Below are 17427 nucleotides of genomic sequence, written 5' to 3'. Positions count from 1 at the left end.
GCGATGTTTGCAAGGCAGATCACGATCCGCATCAAGGATGGCCGCATGGACGAGGTTGTCCGCATCTACCGCGAATCCGTCGTTCCGGCGTCGCGGGAGCAAAAGGGCTGCCGCAGCATGTTGCTGCTGACCGACGAGTCGAGCGGCAAATGCGTGTCGATTTCGCTGTGGGACAGCCGCGAGAACATGCAGACCAGCGAAGACAACGGCTATATGGCACAGCAGACCGAAAAGTTTGCCGACGCCATCGTCGGCTCGCCGCAGATGGAAACCTTTGTCGTCGGCGTGAAGACCTGAGATGAGCCGGTAAGAAGCAGCGGCACTGCAACGACCGAGTTGAAGGCAAGCTGCCTCACCGCGGCTGCGCCGGATGCCGGTCGGCCCGTTTGCGCGATCGGCTTGCCCCCCGGTGCCTCTGCCCTCGATGAAAGGAGACCTCGATGCTGAAATCCGGAACCCGAATCACGCTGCTGGCGGCAGTTGCAGCCGCGGCGCTTGCTGCCGGCTGCACACAGATGCAGAAGATGCCGCACATGATGGGCATGGCCAAGCCGATGCCAGCGGCCGATGCGACCGCGCTGTGGAACCACCTGGAAAGCGTGAAATATGCGTCGAGCTACAAGCTTTATCCGGGCAAGAGCCGGATGTACGCCGGCACCCAGCCGCATGGCGCTTTCCTGACGACTTATGTCAACGACGCCGCCCACCGCGCGCTGAGCAACGATACGAAGCCGCTGCCGGTCGGATCGATCCTGGTCAAGGAAAACTACATGCCCGACCGCAAGCTGGCCGCGGTGACGGTGATGTACAAGGTCGCCGGTTTCGACCCGCAGAACAACGACTGGTACTGGCTGAAACGCGACGCCGCCGGCAAGGTCGAGGCATCCGGCAAGGTGGCCGGCTGCATCGGCTGTCACAAGCCGTCGCAGCGCGACTATGTGCTGACGCCGATCGGCACGCGGCAATACTGACGCTCAAGCTGCAAAAGGCGCGACGTCCCGGTCCTCGGAAGGCGCACCGCCTCATTCGCTGCCGTGCGGCACGCATGCGCTCGCCGAGGTTTGGCTGCTGACGCCCAGCGGCAGACTCAACCGGCGCGGCGGCCGACCAGTTCGGCCGCCCGCGGTGCCGCGCCCGGTGCAGTGGCGCCGACCTGCCGGCCGGCGCGGACGAACAGGAGCAACATCAGCAGCATGCCGCCGAACACCGCCAGCGAGCCGAGGCCGAGGATAGGGCCGAGCACCGGCTCGGCGAGCAACTGTCCGTACAGCGCAAACAAGCCGGCACTGACGACCAGTGTGCCGATCTGGTGCAGCAGCAACTGGGCAGTGATCAGCCAAGAGGCCGGCTGGTCCGCCATCCACAGCCGCAGCACGCTGGCATAAAGCAGCGACACCACCAGGCCGAGCAGCAGGATGTGGGCATGCGTCACGTGCTGGACATGGTTGTGCGTCGACGCCATATAAATGCCGAGCGCGATGCCGACGATCGCGAAGATCAGGCCGAACAGGGTGTGGCGGTAGGCGCAGGCAAGGGTGGTCATCGTTGATTCCTCCGGAGTGGAAAGTCAGTCGGGTGCATCCAGGCACCAGCGGGCGTTGGCCGACGATGCGTCGGCGATCAGGCAGATGGTCTCGAGTTCGACCTCGTCGCGCGGTGCATACACCATTGCGACGGTCGGCAGGATGCGGCCGCTGCCGACCAGCGGATGCGGTTCGCCCCAGCCGCGCAGCAGCAGTTCGGCCATGTCATCCGGCGCCAGCACCAGGTGCATGCTGCCGTCCTCGGGCGGATGCAGGTGGGCATATTCACGGCCGCGGATGAAGCCGAACCGCGTGTTGCAACGCCGGCATGCCGGCACGAACATCGCGCGGGCTCCGGGTACCGACACCAGACTCGGGCCGAATTCGGTGTCCGGTGTCGCCAGCAGCCGTTCGGCAAGCCGTTCGAACAGCGCCGGCGGCGCGTTCTGCTCGAGCTGGCAGTGCGGCAGCCCGATGTGGGTGCGCGGCCGTTTGCCGCGCCGTTCAGGCAGTTTCAGCATGTCGGCGCTCTGTTTCGAACAAGGCGCAGCGGATCATGGCCTCCCCCTCCCGATGCCGGGCGCGTTGGAAAAGATGTCTGTGGCGGCCCGGGGGCACCAAGCCAAGCATGGCCCATCCGACCTTGCATGGGAAGCGCTGCCGGTGCAAGATGGCCTTGCATGGATGCAAGCCGATTGCCGTGGCAGGACCTGCAGTTCTTTCTCGCGACCGCGCGCGACGGTACGCTGGCCGGCGCTGCGCAGACGCTCGAGACGAGCAGTGCCACCGTGCACCGCCGGCTCGCCAAGCTGGAGCGCTGCCTCGCTGCGACGCTGTTCGTGCGCAGCCCGCGCGGCTATGCGCTGACCGCTGCCGGCCGGCAATTGCTGGCGCATCTGCAGCGTGTCGACGCCGAAATCGTCGCGGCGCAACGTCGACTGAGCGGCATCGACAACGGCCTCAGCGGCGCGGTGCGGATCGCCACGGTCGACGATCTTGCGATCGACATCCTGAGCGGCCTGCTGCGCGATTTTTCGCAGCGGCATCCACAGGTGACGCTCGAACTGACCGTTGGCAGTGGCCGCACCGACCTGGCCCGGCGCCAGGCCGATGTCGCGATCCGGCCGGGCAGCCGGCCGACCGAGGGCGACGTGATCCCGCGCCATATTTGTGCTGTCGGCGTCGCGATGTATGCAAGCCGCAGTTACCTGGAAAGGCATGGGCGGCCGCAGCGCGCCGACTCTTGGCACCGCCATCGCATCGTCAGGGCTGACCGGGGCATGGCCGCGTTGCCGATGGAGGTCTTCATCGACCGCTACACATCGGGCAGCCACGCGGTGTTCCGCAGCGATGCGATGCTGGTGCGCCAGGCGGCGGTCCGGCAAGGGCTCGGCATCGGATTGCTGCCGTGTTTCTCCGCCGATGCCGATGCCACGCTGGTGCGGATCAGCGATGTGATCCCGGAGGCATCGGCGATGCTCTGGATCGTTGTCCATGCCGACCTGCGGCGCAATGCGCGGGTGCGCAGCTTCGTCGAATTTGCCGACGCGGCGCTGCGGCAGCTGCAACCCCGATTCGAAGGGCGTGTCGGCGCCGGAGCTGCCTCTTCGACGACGCCGACAGCGAGGTCGGTTTCGTGATCTCGGCATGTCTGCGCGAGACTTCGCCACGGGTGGGCAGAGGAATTTTTTGATCCGCGCCGCCCGCGACAACACTCTGAGGACGGCTGCCGCCGCGTTGTGCGCCCGGCTTTTTCGGAAATGGAGCGGTGCGCGAAGTCGCTGCCGGGAATCACCCAATGAACCAAGCCGCGGCTGCTGGTATCCGATGGACAATCCTTTCATTTTGGAGCCCAGGCATGGTTCAACAGAACGATACCCATTCGAAAGTCGTCGGCTACATCCTCTGGATCTTCGGCTTCCTCGGCGCGCACCGCTTCTACTACGGCAAGCCGGTGACCGGGACGATCTGGTTTTTCACGCTCGGTCTGCTCGGCATCGGCTGGCTGATCGACCTGTTCCTGATCCCGTCGATGGACCGCCAGGCCGATCTGCGCTTCCATCCCGGGCCCATCAACTACACGGTGGCCTGGGTGCTGCTGACCTTCCTCGGCTTCTTTGGCGTGCACCGCATGTACATGGGCAAGTGGCTGACCGGCATCCTCTACCTGCTGACGGTCGGCCTGTTCGGCATCGGTTACCTCTACGACTACTGGACGCTGAACGACCAGATCAGCATCCGCCACGCGACGCGGCCATGACGATCGGCAACGCGCTCGATGCGACAGCGGTGCTCGACGGCATCAACGCCGAGGTGCGGCCGATGCTCGGCGAAGGCCGGGTTGCGCGTTATATCCCTGCGCTGGCCCGCGTGCCAATCGACCAGTTCGGCATCGCACTGTCCGGCATCGGCGGCGACGATGCCGCGGCCGGCGATGCGACGACGCCATTCTCGATCCAGAGCGTCTCGAAACTGCTCGGCCTGACGCTGGCGCTGCAGGCGGTCGGCTCGGCGCTGTGGGAGCGCGTCGGCCGCGAGCCGTCCGGCGACCCGTTCAACTCGCTGATCCAGCTCGAGCACGAGCAGGGCTTGCCCCGCAATCCGTTCATCAATGCCGGCGCAATCTGCGTGGCCGATCAGCTGGTCACGTCGTACGGCGACCCGAAGCAGGCGCTGCTCGATCTGGCGAGCCGGCTGTGCCGCGAGCCGGTCGCGTTCGATGCCGAGGTTGCACGTTCGGAACGCGAGACCGGCTTCCGCAATGCGGCGCTGGTCAATTTCATGAAAAGTTTCGGCCGCATCCGCAATGATGTCGATGCGGTGCTCGACGTCTATTTCCACCAGTGCGCGCTGGTGATGAACTGCCGGCAAATGGCGCGTGCATTCGGCTTCCTCGCCAACGAAGGGGTGCAGCCGGGCAGTGGCGAGGCGATCGTCACGCCGCGCCAGGCGCGGCGCATCAATGCGCTGATGCTGACCTGCGGCACCTACGATGCGGCCGGTGAATTTGCCTTCCTGATCGGGCTGCCATGCAAAAGCGGCGTCGGCGGCGGCATCGTCGCGATCGCGCCGCGCCAACTGTCCCTGTGCGTCTGGTCACCGGGGCTCGATGCGACCGGCAATTCGGTCGCCGGGCGGCGAGCGCTGGAACTGTTCGCGACGCGGACCGGTTTGTCGGTGTTCTGAGCGCGGCCGCCGCGTGGCATCGAAGCTGCCGCGGCGCGGCGCTCGGCTGCCGCAGCGTCAGAGCTGCGAATCCAGCAGCGTCGTGAACTTCTCGACAACCTTTTCCCACAGCGGCCGGGCCAGCCACTGCGCATGGCTGATGTTTTCCGAACGTGCGAGGTCGTCCTCGAAGACCTTGGTCTGCGCGACGGCGAAGTCCGCATCGAGGATGTTCAGCGTCGCCTCGTCGTTCAGCCGGAACGAGCGGTTGTCGAAATTGGTCGATCCGACCGAGACCAGCAGCCGGTCGACGATCATCACCTTGCAGTGGTACATCGTCGGCTTGTATTCGGCGATCGTCGCGCCTGCTTGCAGCAGCGGCCCCCAGCTGCCGCGCGAGGCAACGCGCACCGTGTCGCTGTCGATGTGTTCGCCGGGCACGACGATGCGCAGCTTGACGCCGCGTTTCATCGCGTCGACCAGCGCCTGGCTCATCAGTTCGTCCGGCACGAAATAGGCTGCCGAGATGTCGATCGATTGCTTCGCCGCGGTGATCGCCATCAGGTACATCAGCTGCATGCTTTCGCTGCCGCCGCTCGGCGAGCTGCTGAACATCTGCGCCGGCGAATCGCCGACCGGCGGCAGGTCCGGGAAAAACGTCTTGCCGTTCAGCACCTCGCCGGTGACCTTGACCCAGTTGTCGAGAAAGACCGCCTGCATCTGCGCGACGACCGGACCTTCGACCCTGAAATGCGTATCGCGCCAGTGCGCCGGGTCCTGTGCGTTGCCGGTCCACTCGGGCGCGATGCCGACCCCGCCGGTGAAGGCCACCGTGCCGTCGACAACCAGCAGCTTGCGATGGGTGCGGTTGTTCATCCGCGACAGGTGCGACCAGTGCGGCGGGTGGAACTTGTTGACCTCGATACCGGCCTTCTTCATCCGGTCGAGCACGTCATCTTCCATCTTCGAGCTGCCGATCCAGTCGAGCAGCACATGCACCTGGACGCCGTTGCTGCTGCGCTCGATCAGCGCTTCGGCAAATTCCTTGCCGATGTCGCCCGACCAGTAGATGAAGGTCTCGAACGTGATGGTCGAGCGGGCCTGGCGGATCGCCGCCAGCATCGACGGAAAGATCTGGTCGCCGTTCAGCAGTGTCTCGACCCGGTTTCCGGTGATGAACGGCGGGCCGAGCAACACGCCGAGTTCCTTCGCGAACTGCTTGCTCGCCACCGGATAGAGGTGCTCGATCTTCTTCTCGATCTTCTTTTCGCCGCCCGACAGGTTGAACACCAGCAGCACCAGCAGCATGCCCGCCAGCGCTGCACCGATCATCCAGCCGACGGTGCGGCGCGAGGGTTTGCGAATGAATGACACGTGGTGCGGCGCGCGAGTAAAGAAGGCTCCGATGGTAAGCGGAGCGGCTTGCCTGCCCGCCTCAGCCGAACTCGACCCACAGCGGGTAGTGGTCCGAGATCCGGTACTGCAGGCTCGCCCGCGTCATCTCAAGGTCGCGATACAGGTGCGGCACGAAGTCGAAGCTGCCGGCGGCAAGCGGCTCGAGATTGATCAGCCGCGCGGAGCCTTCGCCGAACCAGGCGATCTGGTCATAGAACTTGCCGAGTTGCGGCTGGTCCGGGTCGGCAAAGATCGAGCGCCGCACCGTATCGAGCGCCGGTGGCACCGTCAGCCCTGACGAAGTAAAGGCCTGCCACAGCGGATCGCCACGGCGGTCGATGTTGAAGTCGCCGAGGACGACGAGATTGTGGTGCCAGCGATTCGCCTGCCGCGCCCAGTCGGCCATCCAGTCGGCGATGGCGCGCAGTTCGGGCAACCGCTCGGCTGCGCTGTCCCCGTACAGGACATGCAGCGTGACCAGCAGCACCGTCGCATCGCCGGCCTGGAAGCTGACCGCATACGGCGTGCGCGCGAACTGCCGGCGCAATGCGTCGGGACCGATCTCGTCAAGGCGTTCTCGAGGCACCACCAGTTCGCCGGCCAGTCCCGACAGTTCGGCGCGCGCGCTGTCGAAGATGAAGGCCATGCGCTCGCCGCCGCCTGCCGCACCGCGGGTCACGTCGGTCATCAGAAAACTCCAGCGCGGCCCCAGCGTCTTCATCAGCGTGCGCAGCGCCCGCAGGTTGCCGGTCAGTTCCTGCACTGCAACGACGTCGAAGCGCGAGATCAGCTCGGCGATTGCCCACAGCGCACGGAAATCGCGTTTCGGACTGTCGCTGCTGCCGGCCGTCCAGCGTTCGGTCAGCGAACCGAAATCCTTGATGTTCCAGGTGGCGACCAGCAGGTTGCGGCGCAACATCCGCTTGCGCGGAATCGCCTCGTCGAGCGCCGCACGCAGCGCCGCCATCTCGGTGCGCACCGCCGGCGGTGCGGCTGGGTCGTCGATCGGTGGTAGGGGGGCGGACATCGCGCGAGGGCCCGGGTTTGCATGGCTCAGTATCGCCTCGTCAGCGAAGGTTGCAACACCGATCGCGGGTCTCGGTCAATGGTTGACTTTGTAACAAATTCGTCTTACGGTCGTCGCAGATCCCCCCAGGTGAGGGGGGTGAACAGGGTGTCTGCTGATGGCGGCCATCGGGGGGTTGTGTTCAACGACGGGAGGAACAAATGCGCAGGACAACAAGACTTTCACTGGCCACCGGCATTGCGTTTACGCTGGCTGCTGCGATGACAACAGCTCATGCGGGCGACAAGCACAAGGACAAGGACAACACCTTCAGTGATCTCGTGACGCCGGATGCGATTTTCGGTAGCGGCAATTCAAACGGCGGGTTCACAGTGGACCGGCACCAAGGCGTCGAGGTGGGCTTGCGTGGCAAGACGCGATTCCCGGCCCCGGTCGAAAACGGTGACAACGGGGATGGCACCTACAGCTATCCGGCAGGTGATGCCTGTCCAGGGTTCGGCTTTGCGCCATTTCCGCTGTGTTTGAATACGCCGAAGTGGAGTTTCGACTGGTCGGTCAATACCGATTACGCCGGTGGCACCGGCAACAAGCTCGATGATTTCGTCTATCAGTTGGGCATGGATGCCGACCCGGGCCCGGGGACCGATTTCACGTTGTTCGATCCGATCACGCCGAATGCTGTCCCGCCGGCCTGGGACCACAGCTTGGGCACCAATGCAACCGGCAACGGCGCGGGCATCGAGGATGTCGATCCTCCGACCTATCTCGCCAATCTGGGTACGTTCAACGTCGCACAGAATTCGTGGAACTACGAGTTCTTCAACAACATCGGCACCAGTCTTGCATCGTTCAACCCGGCGGGTGACGGCAACTACGTCGTTTTTCTCCGGGCGATCGATCCGGCGAAAAACAAGGTCGTCGCCGAATCGGTGATCCAGATCCTGACTGGCGCGGCAGCACCGGTCAAGCGCAACAAGATCAAGTTGCCGAAGGTGAAGTGAGCCATCCCTGAGCTGATTCAATTGCGCCGCGGCGCTGGTCGATTTTCGACGGGCGTCGGCGGCGCACCAGCGTCGGGGAGCACTCAGGCGACGCAGCAATCAGCGTCCCGTCCAGTCGCCCTCTGATACCACCCGCGAGCCCGGAATCAACTCCGCGAGTGGATTGATTGCACGCACCTGCTCGGCGGTCAGTGGCTCGGACAACATCACCTGCTCACCGGTGCGCGGATCGAAGAAGCGCCAGCGCCAGGCGGTGGCGGCGGAGGTGGATTGCGCCGGTGTCATCGCGGCGCGGCAACGGTCGGCAAACTTGAACCACATCGCGGTCTCCGGTCGGCTGGCGGCACTGCAGATTGCATTCGTCCACCTTAGGACATTCCGCGCTGCCAGACATCCCCCGTTCTGTGTAGTCGTTCACGCTACATTGCAGCGATGTGCAATCGATATACCCCGCCGCGTGCCGAGGAGCTTGCGCAGCGGCTTGGCCGGGCGATCGTCAACTACCCGCCGGGGCCGATCTTCCCGCGCTCGCCGGGGCCGTTTGTCCGCCTCGACCGCGAGCGCGAGGTCGAGGTCGTCGTCGGCCAATGGGGGCTGGTGCCGTGGTTTGCCAAGACCGCCAAGCTGCCTTATTCGACGAACAATGCGCGCGCCGAGGAGCTCGCCGTGAAGGCAAGCTACAAGCAGCCGTGGGCGCGTGGCCAGCGCTGCCTGATTCCCGCCGAGTCGTTCGACGAGCCGTGCTGGGAAAGCGGGCGCAACCAATGGTGGCGATTCCGCCGCGCCGATGGCCATCCGTGGATGCTGGCTGGCCTGTGGAACCGCTGGGTCGACAAGGCGAGCGGGGAAATCGTCGAGAGTTTTACGATGCTGACGCTTAACGCCGATGCCCATCCGCTGATGAGCCGGATGCACAAACCCGATCCGCGGCTCGGCCCCGATCAACAGGACAAGCGCAGCGTGATTCCGGTCGCCGATGGCGATGCCCAGGCCTGGATGGGCGGCAGCGTCGATCAGGCCGAACGGCTGCTGAAGCTGACACCGGCCGAAAGCTTCGATGCCGGGCCGGCCGACGAGGAGGTGGCGCCGCGCTTGTTCTGAGCGCGGCCGCGCGCTCAGTGAACCGCCGCCTTTTCACCCCACAACTGCTTCAGCCGCTGGTCGCGGCCGCAACTCGTGCGGTAGTAGTTGTAGCGGATCGGGTTCTTCAGGTAATAGTCCTGGTGATAACCCTCGGCCGGGTAGAAGGTGCCGGCCAGCTTGATCTCGGTGACGATCGGCTCCTTGAACGGCTTGCTCTGCTCGATGCGCGCCTTCGATGCCTGGGCTTCGGCGAGCTGGGCCTGGTCGACCGGATAAATCGCGGTGCGGTACGGCGAGCCGCTGTCGCAGAACTGGCGGTCCTTCGTCGTCGGGTCGATCGTGTACCAGAAATGATCGACCAGCGCCTTGTAGCTGACGACCGACGGGTCATAGACGATTTCGACCGCCTCGGCATGGCCGGTGCGTTTCGACGCCACCTGTTCGTAGGTCGGGTTTTCGGTCTTGCCGTCGATATAACCGGAAGTCGTCGACAGCACCCCCTTGACCTTGTCGTAGTCGGCCTCGACGCACCAGAAGCAGCCACCGGCAAAAATCGCCCGCGCGGTGTTTTCAGGCGCGGTGACTTTCAGTGCCGGGCGGACTTCGACTTGCGCCTTCGAGCAGCCGGCGATGCCGAGCAGGCCGATTGCCGCGACCACGGCGGCCAGACGGCGGGTGCGGGTCATGACGATGCCGGCACGAAGGCCAGTGCCACGCCGTTGTTGCAATAACGCTTGCCGGTCGGCGCCGGGCCGTCACTGAAGACATGGCCCTGATGGCCCCCGCAGCGCGCGCAGTGGTATTCGGTGCGCGGCAACAGCATCTTGAAATCGGTGCTGGTACCAACGGCATTTGGCAGCGTCGTGTAGAAACTCGGCCAGCCGGTGCCGCTGTCGAATTTCATTTCGGAGGTGAACAGCGGCAACTGGCAGCCGGCACAGACATAGCGCCCGCGCCGCTTCTCGTCGTTCAGCGGGCTGCTGAACGGGCGCTCGGTACCTTCCTGGCGCAATATCCGGTATTGCTCAGGCGTCAGCAGCTTTTTCCATTCGGCATCGCTGCGCTCGATGCGCTGCCCCGCCGGCAGATCGGGTTCCCGGCCCTGGGCCGCGGTCGTCGCGGCGCGCAGCGTCGGCGCGAGCCCGAGTGCGGAAAGAAAGCCCACCAGATTGCGTCTGCTCATCATGTCGTCTCCAATCATTCCGGCCGCGTGCTGCTGCGGCCTGTCCTGTCTGTGTCGAATGAGGCAAAAAGTTCTTTCACCGGCGACAGCCGATCGAGCGGCCAGGCCTCGTAACCGCTACGCGACCGGCCCATGTTTGTCCGCTTCCGACGTGAACGCATCGGCATAAAACGCTGTCTCCGGCAAGCCGCAGCGCTGCACGAAATCGACCTGTGCCGAGTCGACCATTACCGGCGCACCGCAGGCATAAACCTCGTGGCCCGACAGGTCCGGCAGGTCCTGCATCACCGCGCGGTGGACGAAGCCGGTGCGGCCGGTCCATGAGTCTCCCGGCTTCGCGTCCGACAGCACCGGGATGTAGCGCAGGTGCGGCAGCCGCGCCTGCGCCGCTTCGGCCCACTCGTGCTGGTACAGATCGGCGCGGCTGCGGCAACCCCAGTACAGCACGGTAGGCTGCGTCATCCCCTTGTGTTCCATCTGCTCGATCAGCGCCTTCAGCGGCGCAAAGCCGGTTCCCGAGGCCAGCAGCACCAGCGGCCGGGTGCTGTCCTCGCGCAGGAAGAAGCTGCCGAACGGGCCTTCGATGCGCAGGATGTCGCGCGGCTTCATCGCGCTGAAGACATGGTCGGTGAATTTGCCGCCCGGCATGTGGCGGATATGCAGTTCGATCGCCGGCTGCTCGTTGCCGATCAGCTCGCGCTGGCGGTGCGGTGCATTGGCGATCGAGTAACTCCGCCGGTCGCCGTCCTTCAGGATGAATTCGACATACTGGCCGGCCTTGTACATGAAGGAATCATTGGCCGGCAGCTGCATCGTCAGCACCGCCACGTCGGGTGTGGGGCGGTCGATCCGGCTGACCCGCGTCGGCAGCTTGCGCACCGGGAATTCGCCGAGCCCGGGCACGGTGCGCGCCTCGATCACCAGGTCGGTCTGTGCTGCGGCACGGCAGGTCAGCATCAGCCCGGCATCTTCTTCCTCGCTGCTCAGCGCCTTGCTCTGGTGGGCTCCGTGGATCACCCGGCCCTCGAGCAGGCGGCATTTGCACGAGCCGCAGGCGCCGTCCTTGCAGCCATAGGGCAGGCCGATGCCCTGGCGAATCGCCGCCAGCAGCACCGGCTCGTCGCGGTCGACTTCGAAACTGCGGCCGCTGGGTTGGACAGTGACGGTAAAACTCATTGATTTCTTTCGCGGATGGGCTGCCGACCGGCGACAGCGGCTGCGGTGCATACACTCGACGCCTGATTTTGCCCGGCCGCCGCGGATGCGCCGGCTTTTCCGACCGATGGCCTGATCGACCCCCGGCGCCGCCGACGGTTCCCCTTGATTGGTTTGTGTTGCAACGATGGTTTCTGTTCCCCCGACCCGACGCCTGCGCCGCCCGACGCTGCTGATCGTCGGTTGCGGCGACATCGGACTGCGCGTGCTGCAGCTGCTGCGCGACCGCGACCGCTACCGGGTGCTGGCGCTCAGTTCGGATCCACAGCGGCTGCCACTGCTGCGTGCCGCTGGCGCGGTGCCACTGCTCGGCAACTTCGACCACCCGGCGACGCTGTCGCGACTGGCGGGCCTTGCCGATGCGGTGCTGCACCTTGCACCGCCGCCGCCAGTCGGCGACGCTGATACCCGCACCCGCCACCTGCTGCAGGCGTTGTCCCGACGGCAGCGCGTGCAGACCCTCGTTTATGCCAGCACCAGTGGCGTCTACGGCGATGCCGCCGGCGCGCAGGTCAGCGAAACCCGGCCTGTCGCACCGTCGACGGCACGTGCGCGGCGCCGCGCCGATGCCGAACGGCAACTGCGCCACTTCGGCGCCCGATTCGGCGTGCGCACCGTGCTGCTGCGCATCCCTGGCATTTATGCCCGCGACCGGGCCGGCGGCCATCCGCGTGAGCGGCTCGAGCGCGGCACGCCGGTGCTGCGCGCCGACGAGGACGTCTACACCAACCACATCCATGCCGACGATCTGGCGCGGGCCTGTGTCGCGGCATTGCGCTTCGGTTCGCCGCAGCGTGCGATCAATGTCTGCGACGACAGCGAGCTCGCGATGGGCGACTATTTCGACCTCGCCGCCGATCGGTGCGGCTTGCCGCGGCCGCCGCGGCTTGGCCGCGCCGAACTGCGCGAGCAGGTGTCGCCGATGGCGCTGAGTTTCATGAGCGAGTCGCGCCGCCTCGTCAATGCGCGGATGAAACTCGAGCTCGGCCTGCGGCTGCGTTATCCGACGGTGCGCGACGGCTTGTGAGCGCGTCGCCTCTGCTGCCGACGCAAACTGCGGCGCTCAGATGCCCCCGGCATGGCGCAGCATGTGGCGTCGGTCGGTGGCCTGCACGTTGATCTGCTGCAGCTGGCCATCGCGCCGAATATCGAGGCGAATTTCCCGGTTCGGGCTGGCGCCCGTCCACAGGCGTTTGTAGAACGTTTCCAGCGCCTGCACCGGCGTGCCGTCGACGGCGATGATGGCATCGCCTGGCCGCAGTCCGGCGGCATCGGCCGGGCCGTCTCTGGTGATGCGGGTCAGCCTGACGATGCCGTCGGCCTCGATGCAATTGATGCCGAGCCAGGCGCGCGCGCTCGCGGCGGAGCTGCCGGTGCGGCGCAGTTCGGCGAGTATCGGCAGCAGCAGGTCGATCGGAACAAACATGTTGCCGGTTACCGGCGGCAGGCCCGGGCCGGCGGCATCGCCGACCAGCAGCGAGCCGATGCCGAGCAGTTCACCATCCGAATTGAACAAGCCGGCGCCCGGGTGATCGGCGCGCGGCGGCGCGGTGAACAGCGCGGCGTCGATGTGGTACTCCCAGTAAGCGGTAAACGGCCGGCTGGAGACGAGACGAACGATGCTCAGCGAGCCATCGCTGCCGCCGGTGGCGATCATCAGCGGCTGATGCGGATTCATCCCGGCGGCTCGGCCGAATGGTGCCGACGGCCGCGGCAGCGGCGCCAGCGACTCGACCAGACCGAATCCGGAGGCGAGATCGTAGGCAACGACGCGTGCCGGAAAACTTCGGCCGTCGTCGAGTTCGACCGTCACGTCCTCGGCCTCGAGGACCAGGTAGCCGATCGTCAGGATCAGGCTGCCGGCATCGTCGATCAATACACCGGATCCGATGCGGTGCTGGCCGAGCGAGCGAATCGAGCCGGCACCGTCGACCGCGACGCTGCGCAGCCCGACCATCGCGGAATGGGCACGCGCCAGCGCGCGAACCTGCGGCGAAGCCTCGAGGATGGTGTCGTCCTCTGCGGACGCCGGTTTGCTGGCGCAGACCGCGCTCGCAATGGCCAGCAGTCCGATCGCAACGCTGAGCCGCTGCAGCCAGGCGGCAAGGCGTGTCGGCAAATGGCGGCGGTCGCTGGACATGGCGAGCTGACTCCTCCGATGCCCCCAGCATGCGACAAGCCGCATTCCGACATCGCCGCAGGGTGGCAAAGCGGCCGTGGTCGCCTCAGCGGCGCCGTCCGAACGGTGCCTGCCCGCGCCAGTAGCGGATCATCAGATAGCCGCCGAGCATGCCGCCGAGGTGTGCAAAGTGTGCCACTCCGGAGACGGTTCCGGTGACGCCGAGAAAAAGTTCGAGGCCGCCGTAGATCGCGACGAAAACCTTGGCCTTCATCGGAATCGGCGGAATCAGCGGCACGATCATCCGGTTCGGGAAGGTCATTCCGAATGCCAGCAGCAGCCCGAACAGGCCGCCCGAGGCGCCGACGGTCGGGTAGATCGAGCCGGACAGCGTGGCTGTCGCGAGCTGGGTCGCCGCGGCCGCCAGCACGCTGGCGAAATAGAACTGCAGGTAGCGCTTCTGGCCCCACACGCGTTCGAGCTCGGAGCCGAACATCCACAGGCCCAGCATGTTGAAGAACAGGTGACCGAAGCCGCCGTGCAGGAAGGAGTAACTGACGATCTGCCAGGGCATGAATCCACCGCCGATCGGCCACAGCGCAAACAGCCCGAACAGCAGGTTGCCGACGAAGAAGCTGAGGCAGAACATCGCAACGTTGGCCAGCAGCAAGGCCTGGGTGACGGGGAGCAACGGGGGCATTCGTGGTTCCGGTGGTGTTTGACAGAAGTCTTCGGTGCAGGGCGCGAAGCGTACCCGCAAATCCGGCGGCGGCCTCGCGAGGCGCTTGCGCAAGCCATGGCATACTCCAAGACTCGGTTGGCCTCTGTGGCGAAATTGGTAGACGCGCGGGACTCAAAATCCCGTTCCGAAAGGAGTGTCGGTTCGATTCCGACCGGAGGCACCAACCCACCGTCAGGCTTCTTCGTGTTGCAGCGCACCTGAACAGAATTCCATGGCCAAGCGCCTGCCACCCAAGCCCGCATACGCCACCATCGAAGATGTCATCGGCCGCACCCCGCTGGTCAAGCTGGTGCGCCTGCCCGGTGCCGAGATCGATGCCCGCGGCAACACCATCCTCGGCAAGCTCGAGGGCAACAACCCGGCCGGTTCGGTCAAGGACAGGCCGGCGATCAGCATGATCCGGCGCGCCGAGGAGCGCGGCGAGATCAAGCCCGGCGATACGCTGATCGAGGCAACCTCCGGCAATACCGGCATTGCGCTGGCGATGGCCGCGGCGATCCGCGGCTACCGGATGCTGCTGATCATGCCCGAGGACCTGTCGATCGAACGCGCGCAGACGATGAAGGCCTTCGGCGCCGAACTGCTGCTGACGCCGCGCTCGGGGGGCATGGAATATGCCCGCGACCTGGCCGAGCAGATGGCGCGCGACGGCAAGGGCAGGGTGCTCGACCAGTTCGCCAACCTCGACAATCCGCGCATCCACCTCGAGACGACCGGGCCGGAGATCTGGGACGATACCCGCGGCCAGGTCACGCATTTCGTCAGCGCAATGGGCACCACCGGCACGATCACCGGCGTCAGCCAGTATCTGAAACAGAAATCGCCGACGGTGCGGATCATCGGCGCGCAGCCGAAGGAAGGCTCGCGCATCCCCGGCATCCGCAAGTGGCCCGAGGCCTACCTGCCGAAGATCTACGACCCGACCCATGTCGATGAACTGGTGCTGGTCAGCCAGGCCGATGCCGAGGACATGGCGCGCCGGCTGGCCGCCGAGGAAGGCATCTTTGCCGGCATCTCGGCAGCAGGCGCCTGCTGGGTTGCGCTCGAGATGGCGAAGACGCTGGAAAACGCGACCATCGTCTTCATCGTCTGCGATCGGGGCGACCGCTATCTGTCGACCGGCGTCTTTCCGGCCTGAGCGGGCCACCGTGGCGAGCACACGCCGATGAGCGACTTCAAGTTCTGTCCGCAGTGCGCCGGTCCGCTGGCGATGCTCGAGCGCGAAGAGGACGGCGGTCCGAAGCTGCGGCTGCGCTGCGCCGGCTGCGAATGGACGCACTGGAACAATCCGACGCCGGTGCTGGCAGCGGTGATCGAGAAGGTCGACGAGGGCGGCAAGATCCTGCTGGCGCGCAATGCGGCTTGGCCGGGCCGCGTATTCGCGTTGATCACCGGCTTCATGGAGGCCGGCGAGACCGCGCCGGACGGCATCGCCCGCGAGGTATTCGAGGAAACCGCGCTGCAGGTCGAGCAGATCAAATTGATAGGCGTCTACGACTTCCAGCGGATGAATCAGCTGATCATTGCCTACCATGTGGTGGCACGCGGCGAGGTCAGGCTGTCACCCGAACTGCTCGAATACAAGCTCTTTGCGCCCGACGAAGTCTTGTGCTGGCCGGCCGGCACCGGTTATGCACTGGCTGACTGGTTGACCGAGCGCGGTTACACGCCAAAATGGCGCGAAGCGATGGTCAGGCCGCTACCAGCCGCCGATTGATCCGGTCGGCCGTCGGGCCGGCCGCTGCACGAGAGGACGCACGATGCAAGCGCAAAAAGAAATCGATACCCGCGGACTGAACTGCCCGCTGCCCATCCTGAAGGCCAAGAAGGCACTTGCCGACATGAATTCCGGCGACGTGCTGAAGGTCGTTGCAACCGATCCCGGCTCGATGCGCGACTTCCAGGCGTTTGCCCGGCAGACCGGCAATGAACTGGTCGAGCAGACCAGCGACAGCGACGAATTCGTCCACTACCTGCGGCGGCGCTGACCGCCGCCCCGGCCGGCGCGCGCGCCTGCCGGCCCGCCGATCAGAGTTCGAGCGTCTTCAGATAGGCGCGGAACTGGGCGCCCAGTTCGGGATGGGCCAAGGCCAGCTCGACGTTGGCCTGCAGAAAACCTTCCTTGCTGCCGCAGTCGTAGCGCTCGCCGCGGTAGCGGTAGGCAAATACCTTCTCGTTGCGCATCAGTGAGGCGATGCCGTCGGTCAGCTGGATCTCGCCGCCGACGCCGCGCGGCACATTGGCGATCTCCTTGAAGACCGCCGGCGTCAGGATGTAGCGGCCGGCGACGCCGAGATTCGACGGCGCATCCTCGGGCGCCGGCTTTTCGACGAATTGCGTCATGTCCATCAGCCGGTCGTTGACCATCGTGCCGGCAACCATGCCGTAGCGGCGGGTCTGCTCCTTCGGTACCTCCTGCACCGCAACGATCGACGCCTGCCGCTCGTTGAACTGCTCGACCATCTGCGCGAGCACCGGCGGCTCGCCGACCATCAGGTCGTCGGCCAGCAGCACTGCAAAGGGCTCGTTGACGACGACGCATTGGCCGCACAACACCGCATGGCCGAGGCCGAGCGCCTTCGGCTGGCGGATATAGATGCAGTCCATGTCGTCCGGCTTGATCGAGCGCACCATTGCCAGCAACTCGTTCTTGCCGGCGGCTTCGAGTTCATGCTCGAGCTCGTAACCGGTGTCGAAATGGTCCGGTATCGCCCGCTTGTTGCGGCCGTTGACGAAGATCATCTGCCGGATGCCGGCCGCATAAGCTTCCTCGACCGCATACTGGATCAACGGCTTGTCGACCACCGGCAGCATCTCTTTCGGCTGCGCCTTGGTGGCGGGCAGAAAACGGGTGCCGAGTCCGGCAACGGGGAAGATCGCTTTGTTGACGCGCATGGCTTGTGATCGTCTGAAGAAAGGTCAGACACCCATTCTGGCATGTGCCAATGGGTGGTCGGGCGCTTGAACAGGGGGT

General features: G+C 65.5%; 22 protein-coding genes and 1 tRNA gene. 12 read left to right on the top strand and 11 right to left on the bottom strand.

Annotation, left to right across the window (positions count from 1 at the left end):
• Positions 1-3: 3 nt before the first annotated feature.
• Both ACNH6H_RS03900 and ACNH6H_RS03895 read left to right on the top strand, forming a co-directional pair.
• Positions 4-297 (top strand): putative quinol monooxygenase, encoded by a 294-nt coding sequence (locus ACNH6H_RS03900; protein ID WP_418315801.1) that lies wholly within the window; start codon positions 4-6, stop codon positions 295-297.
• A gap of 143 nt (positions 298-440) precedes the next feature.
• Positions 441-971 (top strand): cytochrome P460 family protein, encoded by a 531-nt coding sequence (locus ACNH6H_RS03895; RefSeq protein ID WP_418315799.1) that lies wholly within the window; start codon positions 441-443, stop codon positions 969-971.
• A 116-nt stretch (positions 972-1087) separates the two neighbouring features.
• Here the strand turns inward: ACNH6H_RS03895 and ACNH6H_RS03890 are convergent, their stop codons facing one another.
• Together ACNH6H_RS03890 and ACNH6H_RS03885 are read right to left on the bottom strand one after the other, a co-directional pair.
• The gene (locus tag ACNH6H_RS03890) at positions 1088-1543 is read right to left on the bottom strand and encodes a hypothetical protein (RefSeq protein WP_418315798.1); all 456 of its coding nucleotides are present in this window, start codon (positions 1541-1543) and stop codon (positions 1088-1090) included.
• A gap of 24 nt (positions 1544-1567) precedes the next feature.
• Positions 1568-2044 (bottom strand): phospholipase, encoded by a 477-nt coding sequence (locus ACNH6H_RS03885; RefSeq protein WP_418315796.1) that lies wholly within the window; start codon positions 2042-2044, stop codon positions 1568-1570.
• A gap of 159 nt (positions 2045-2203) precedes the next feature.
• Here ACNH6H_RS03885 and ACNH6H_RS03880 point away from each other — a divergent pair, with 159 nt between their 5' ends.
• From ACNH6H_RS03880 to ACNH6H_RS03870, 3 genes are all read left to right on the top strand, one after another.
• Positions 2204-3163, top strand: coding sequence for a LysR family transcriptional regulator (locus tag ACNH6H_RS03880; protein ID WP_418315794.1), 960 nt, complete (start codon positions 2204-2206; stop codon positions 3161-3163).
• A gap of 218 nt (positions 3164-3381) precedes the next feature.
• Positions 3382-3783 (top strand): NINE protein, encoded by a 402-nt coding sequence (locus tag ACNH6H_RS03875; protein WP_418315792.1) that lies wholly within the window; start codon positions 3382-3384, stop codon positions 3781-3783.
• A complete protein-coding gene (locus ACNH6H_RS03870) occupies positions 3780-4709 on the top strand; it encodes a glutaminase (protein WP_418315790.1) in 930 nt (309 codons plus the stop codon). The genes ACNH6H_RS03875 and ACNH6H_RS03870 overlap by 4 nt, the downstream gene beginning before the upstream one ends.
• Positions 4710-4766: 57 nt before the next feature.
• Here the strand turns inward: ACNH6H_RS03870 and ACNH6H_RS03865 are convergent, their stop codons facing one another.
• Complete coding sequence (locus tag ACNH6H_RS03865) at positions 4767-6020, bottom strand: phospholipase D-like domain-containing protein (RefSeq protein WP_418321206.1); 1254 nt, start codon at positions 6018-6020, stop codon at positions 4767-4769.
• A gap of 103 nt (positions 6021-6123) precedes the next feature.
• Positions 6124-7110, bottom strand: a complete 987-nt coding sequence (locus ACNH6H_RS03860; RefSeq protein ID WP_418315788.1) for an endonuclease/exonuclease/phosphatase family protein — start codon at positions 7108-7110, stop codon at positions 6124-6126.
• A gap of 200 nt (positions 7111-7310) precedes the next feature.
• Here ACNH6H_RS03860 and ACNH6H_RS03855 point away from each other — a divergent pair, with 200 nt between their 5' ends.
• Entirely contained in the window at positions 7311-8111 is an 801-nt protein-coding gene (locus ACNH6H_RS03855; RefSeq protein WP_418315787.1) for a hypothetical protein, read from the top strand.
• Between the two features lie 99 nt (positions 8112-8210).
• Here ACNH6H_RS03855 and ACNH6H_RS03850 read toward each other — a convergent pair whose 3' ends face one another.
• A complete protein-coding gene (locus ACNH6H_RS03850; protein ID WP_418315785.1) occupies positions 8211-8432 on the bottom strand; it encodes a hypothetical protein in 222 nt (73 codons plus the stop codon).
• 111 nt (positions 8433-8543) lie between these two features.
• Between ACNH6H_RS03850 and ACNH6H_RS03845 the strand changes: the two genes are divergently transcribed.
• Positions 8544-9212, top strand: coding sequence for an SOS response-associated peptidase (locus ACNH6H_RS03845; RefSeq protein WP_418315783.1), 669 nt, complete (start codon positions 8544-8546; stop codon positions 9210-9212).
• Between the two features lie 14 nt (positions 9213-9226).
• Here ACNH6H_RS03845 and msrA read toward each other — a convergent pair whose 3' ends face one another.
• The 3 genes from msrA to ACNH6H_RS03830 form a co-directional block, all read right to left on the bottom strand.
• Positions 9227-9880 (bottom strand): peptide-methionine (S)-S-oxide reductase MsrA, encoded by a 654-nt coding sequence (gene msrA, locus ACNH6H_RS03840; protein WP_418315781.1) that lies wholly within the window; start codon positions 9878-9880, stop codon positions 9227-9229.
• Entirely contained in the window at positions 9877-10380 is a 504-nt protein-coding gene (msrB, locus tag ACNH6H_RS03835) for a peptide-methionine (R)-S-oxide reductase MsrB (protein ID WP_418315779.1), read from the bottom strand. Before msrB ends, msrA begins: the two co-directional genes overlap by 4 nt.
• A 114-nt stretch (positions 10381-10494) precedes the next feature.
• Positions 10495-11553 carry a CDP-6-deoxy-delta-3,4-glucoseen reductase gene (locus ACNH6H_RS03830; RefSeq protein WP_418315778.1) on the bottom strand — a complete coding sequence of 353 codons (1059 nt, stop codon included), beginning with the start codon at positions 11551-11553 and terminating at the stop codon, positions 10495-10497.
• A 166-nt stretch (positions 11554-11719) separates the two neighbouring features.
• Between ACNH6H_RS03830 and ACNH6H_RS03825 the strand changes: the two genes are divergently transcribed.
• The gene (locus ACNH6H_RS03825) at positions 11720-12619 is read left to right on the top strand and encodes an NAD-dependent epimerase/dehydratase family protein (protein WP_418315776.1); all 900 of its coding nucleotides are present in this window, start codon (positions 11720-11722) and stop codon (positions 12617-12619) included.
• Positions 12620-12655: 36 nt separating this feature from the next.
• Here ACNH6H_RS03825 and ACNH6H_RS03820 read toward each other — a convergent pair whose 3' ends face one another.
• Complete coding sequence (locus tag ACNH6H_RS03820) at positions 12656-13732, bottom strand: S1C family serine protease (protein ID WP_418315774.1); 1077 nt, start codon at positions 13730-13732, stop codon at positions 12656-12658.
• An 85-nt stretch (positions 13733-13817) separates the two neighbouring features.
• Positions 13818-14411, bottom strand: a complete 594-nt coding sequence (locus tag ACNH6H_RS03815) for a rhomboid family intramembrane serine protease (protein ID WP_418315772.1) — start codon at positions 14409-14411, stop codon at positions 13818-13820.
• Positions 14412-14531: 120 nt separating this feature from the next.
• On the opposite strand from ACNH6H_RS03815, the gene ACNH6H_RS03810 reads away from it, so the two are divergent.
• The 4 genes from ACNH6H_RS03810 (at position 14532) to ACNH6H_RS03795 (ending at position 16441) form a co-directional block, all read left to right on the top strand.
• Positions 14532-14616: transfer RNA gene (locus ACNH6H_RS03810), tRNA-Leu, on the top strand.
• Positions 14617-14664: 48 nt separating this feature from the next.
• A complete protein-coding gene (cysM, locus tag ACNH6H_RS03805; RefSeq protein ID WP_418315771.1) occupies positions 14665-15591 on the top strand; it encodes a cysteine synthase CysM in 927 nt (308 codons plus the stop codon).
• A gap of 27 nt (positions 15592-15618) precedes the next feature.
• Positions 15619-16170, top strand: coding sequence for an NUDIX domain-containing protein (locus ACNH6H_RS03800; RefSeq protein WP_418315770.1), 552 nt, complete (start codon positions 15619-15621; stop codon positions 16168-16170).
• Between the two features lie 43 nt (positions 16171-16213).
• Positions 16214-16441, top strand: coding sequence for a sulfurtransferase TusA family protein (locus tag ACNH6H_RS03795; RefSeq protein WP_418315768.1), 228 nt, complete (start codon positions 16214-16216; stop codon positions 16439-16441).
• Between the two features lie 40 nt (positions 16442-16481).
• Here ACNH6H_RS03795 and galU read toward each other — a convergent pair whose 3' ends face one another.
• Positions 16482-17348: a UTP--glucose-1-phosphate uridylyltransferase GalU gene (gene galU / locus ACNH6H_RS03790; protein WP_418315766.1), complete on the bottom strand. Its 867-nt coding sequence runs from the start codon at positions 17346-17348 to the stop codon at positions 16482-16484.
• Positions 17349-17427: the final 79 nt, after the last annotated feature.

The organism is Pseudideonella sakaiensis (assembly GCF_048320135.1).
Lineage (GTDB): Bacteria > Pseudomonadota > Gammaproteobacteria > Burkholderiales > Burkholderiaceae_C > Ideonella_A > Ideonella_A sakaiensis_A.
This window is presented reverse-complemented; position numbering and strand designations above follow the sequence as displayed.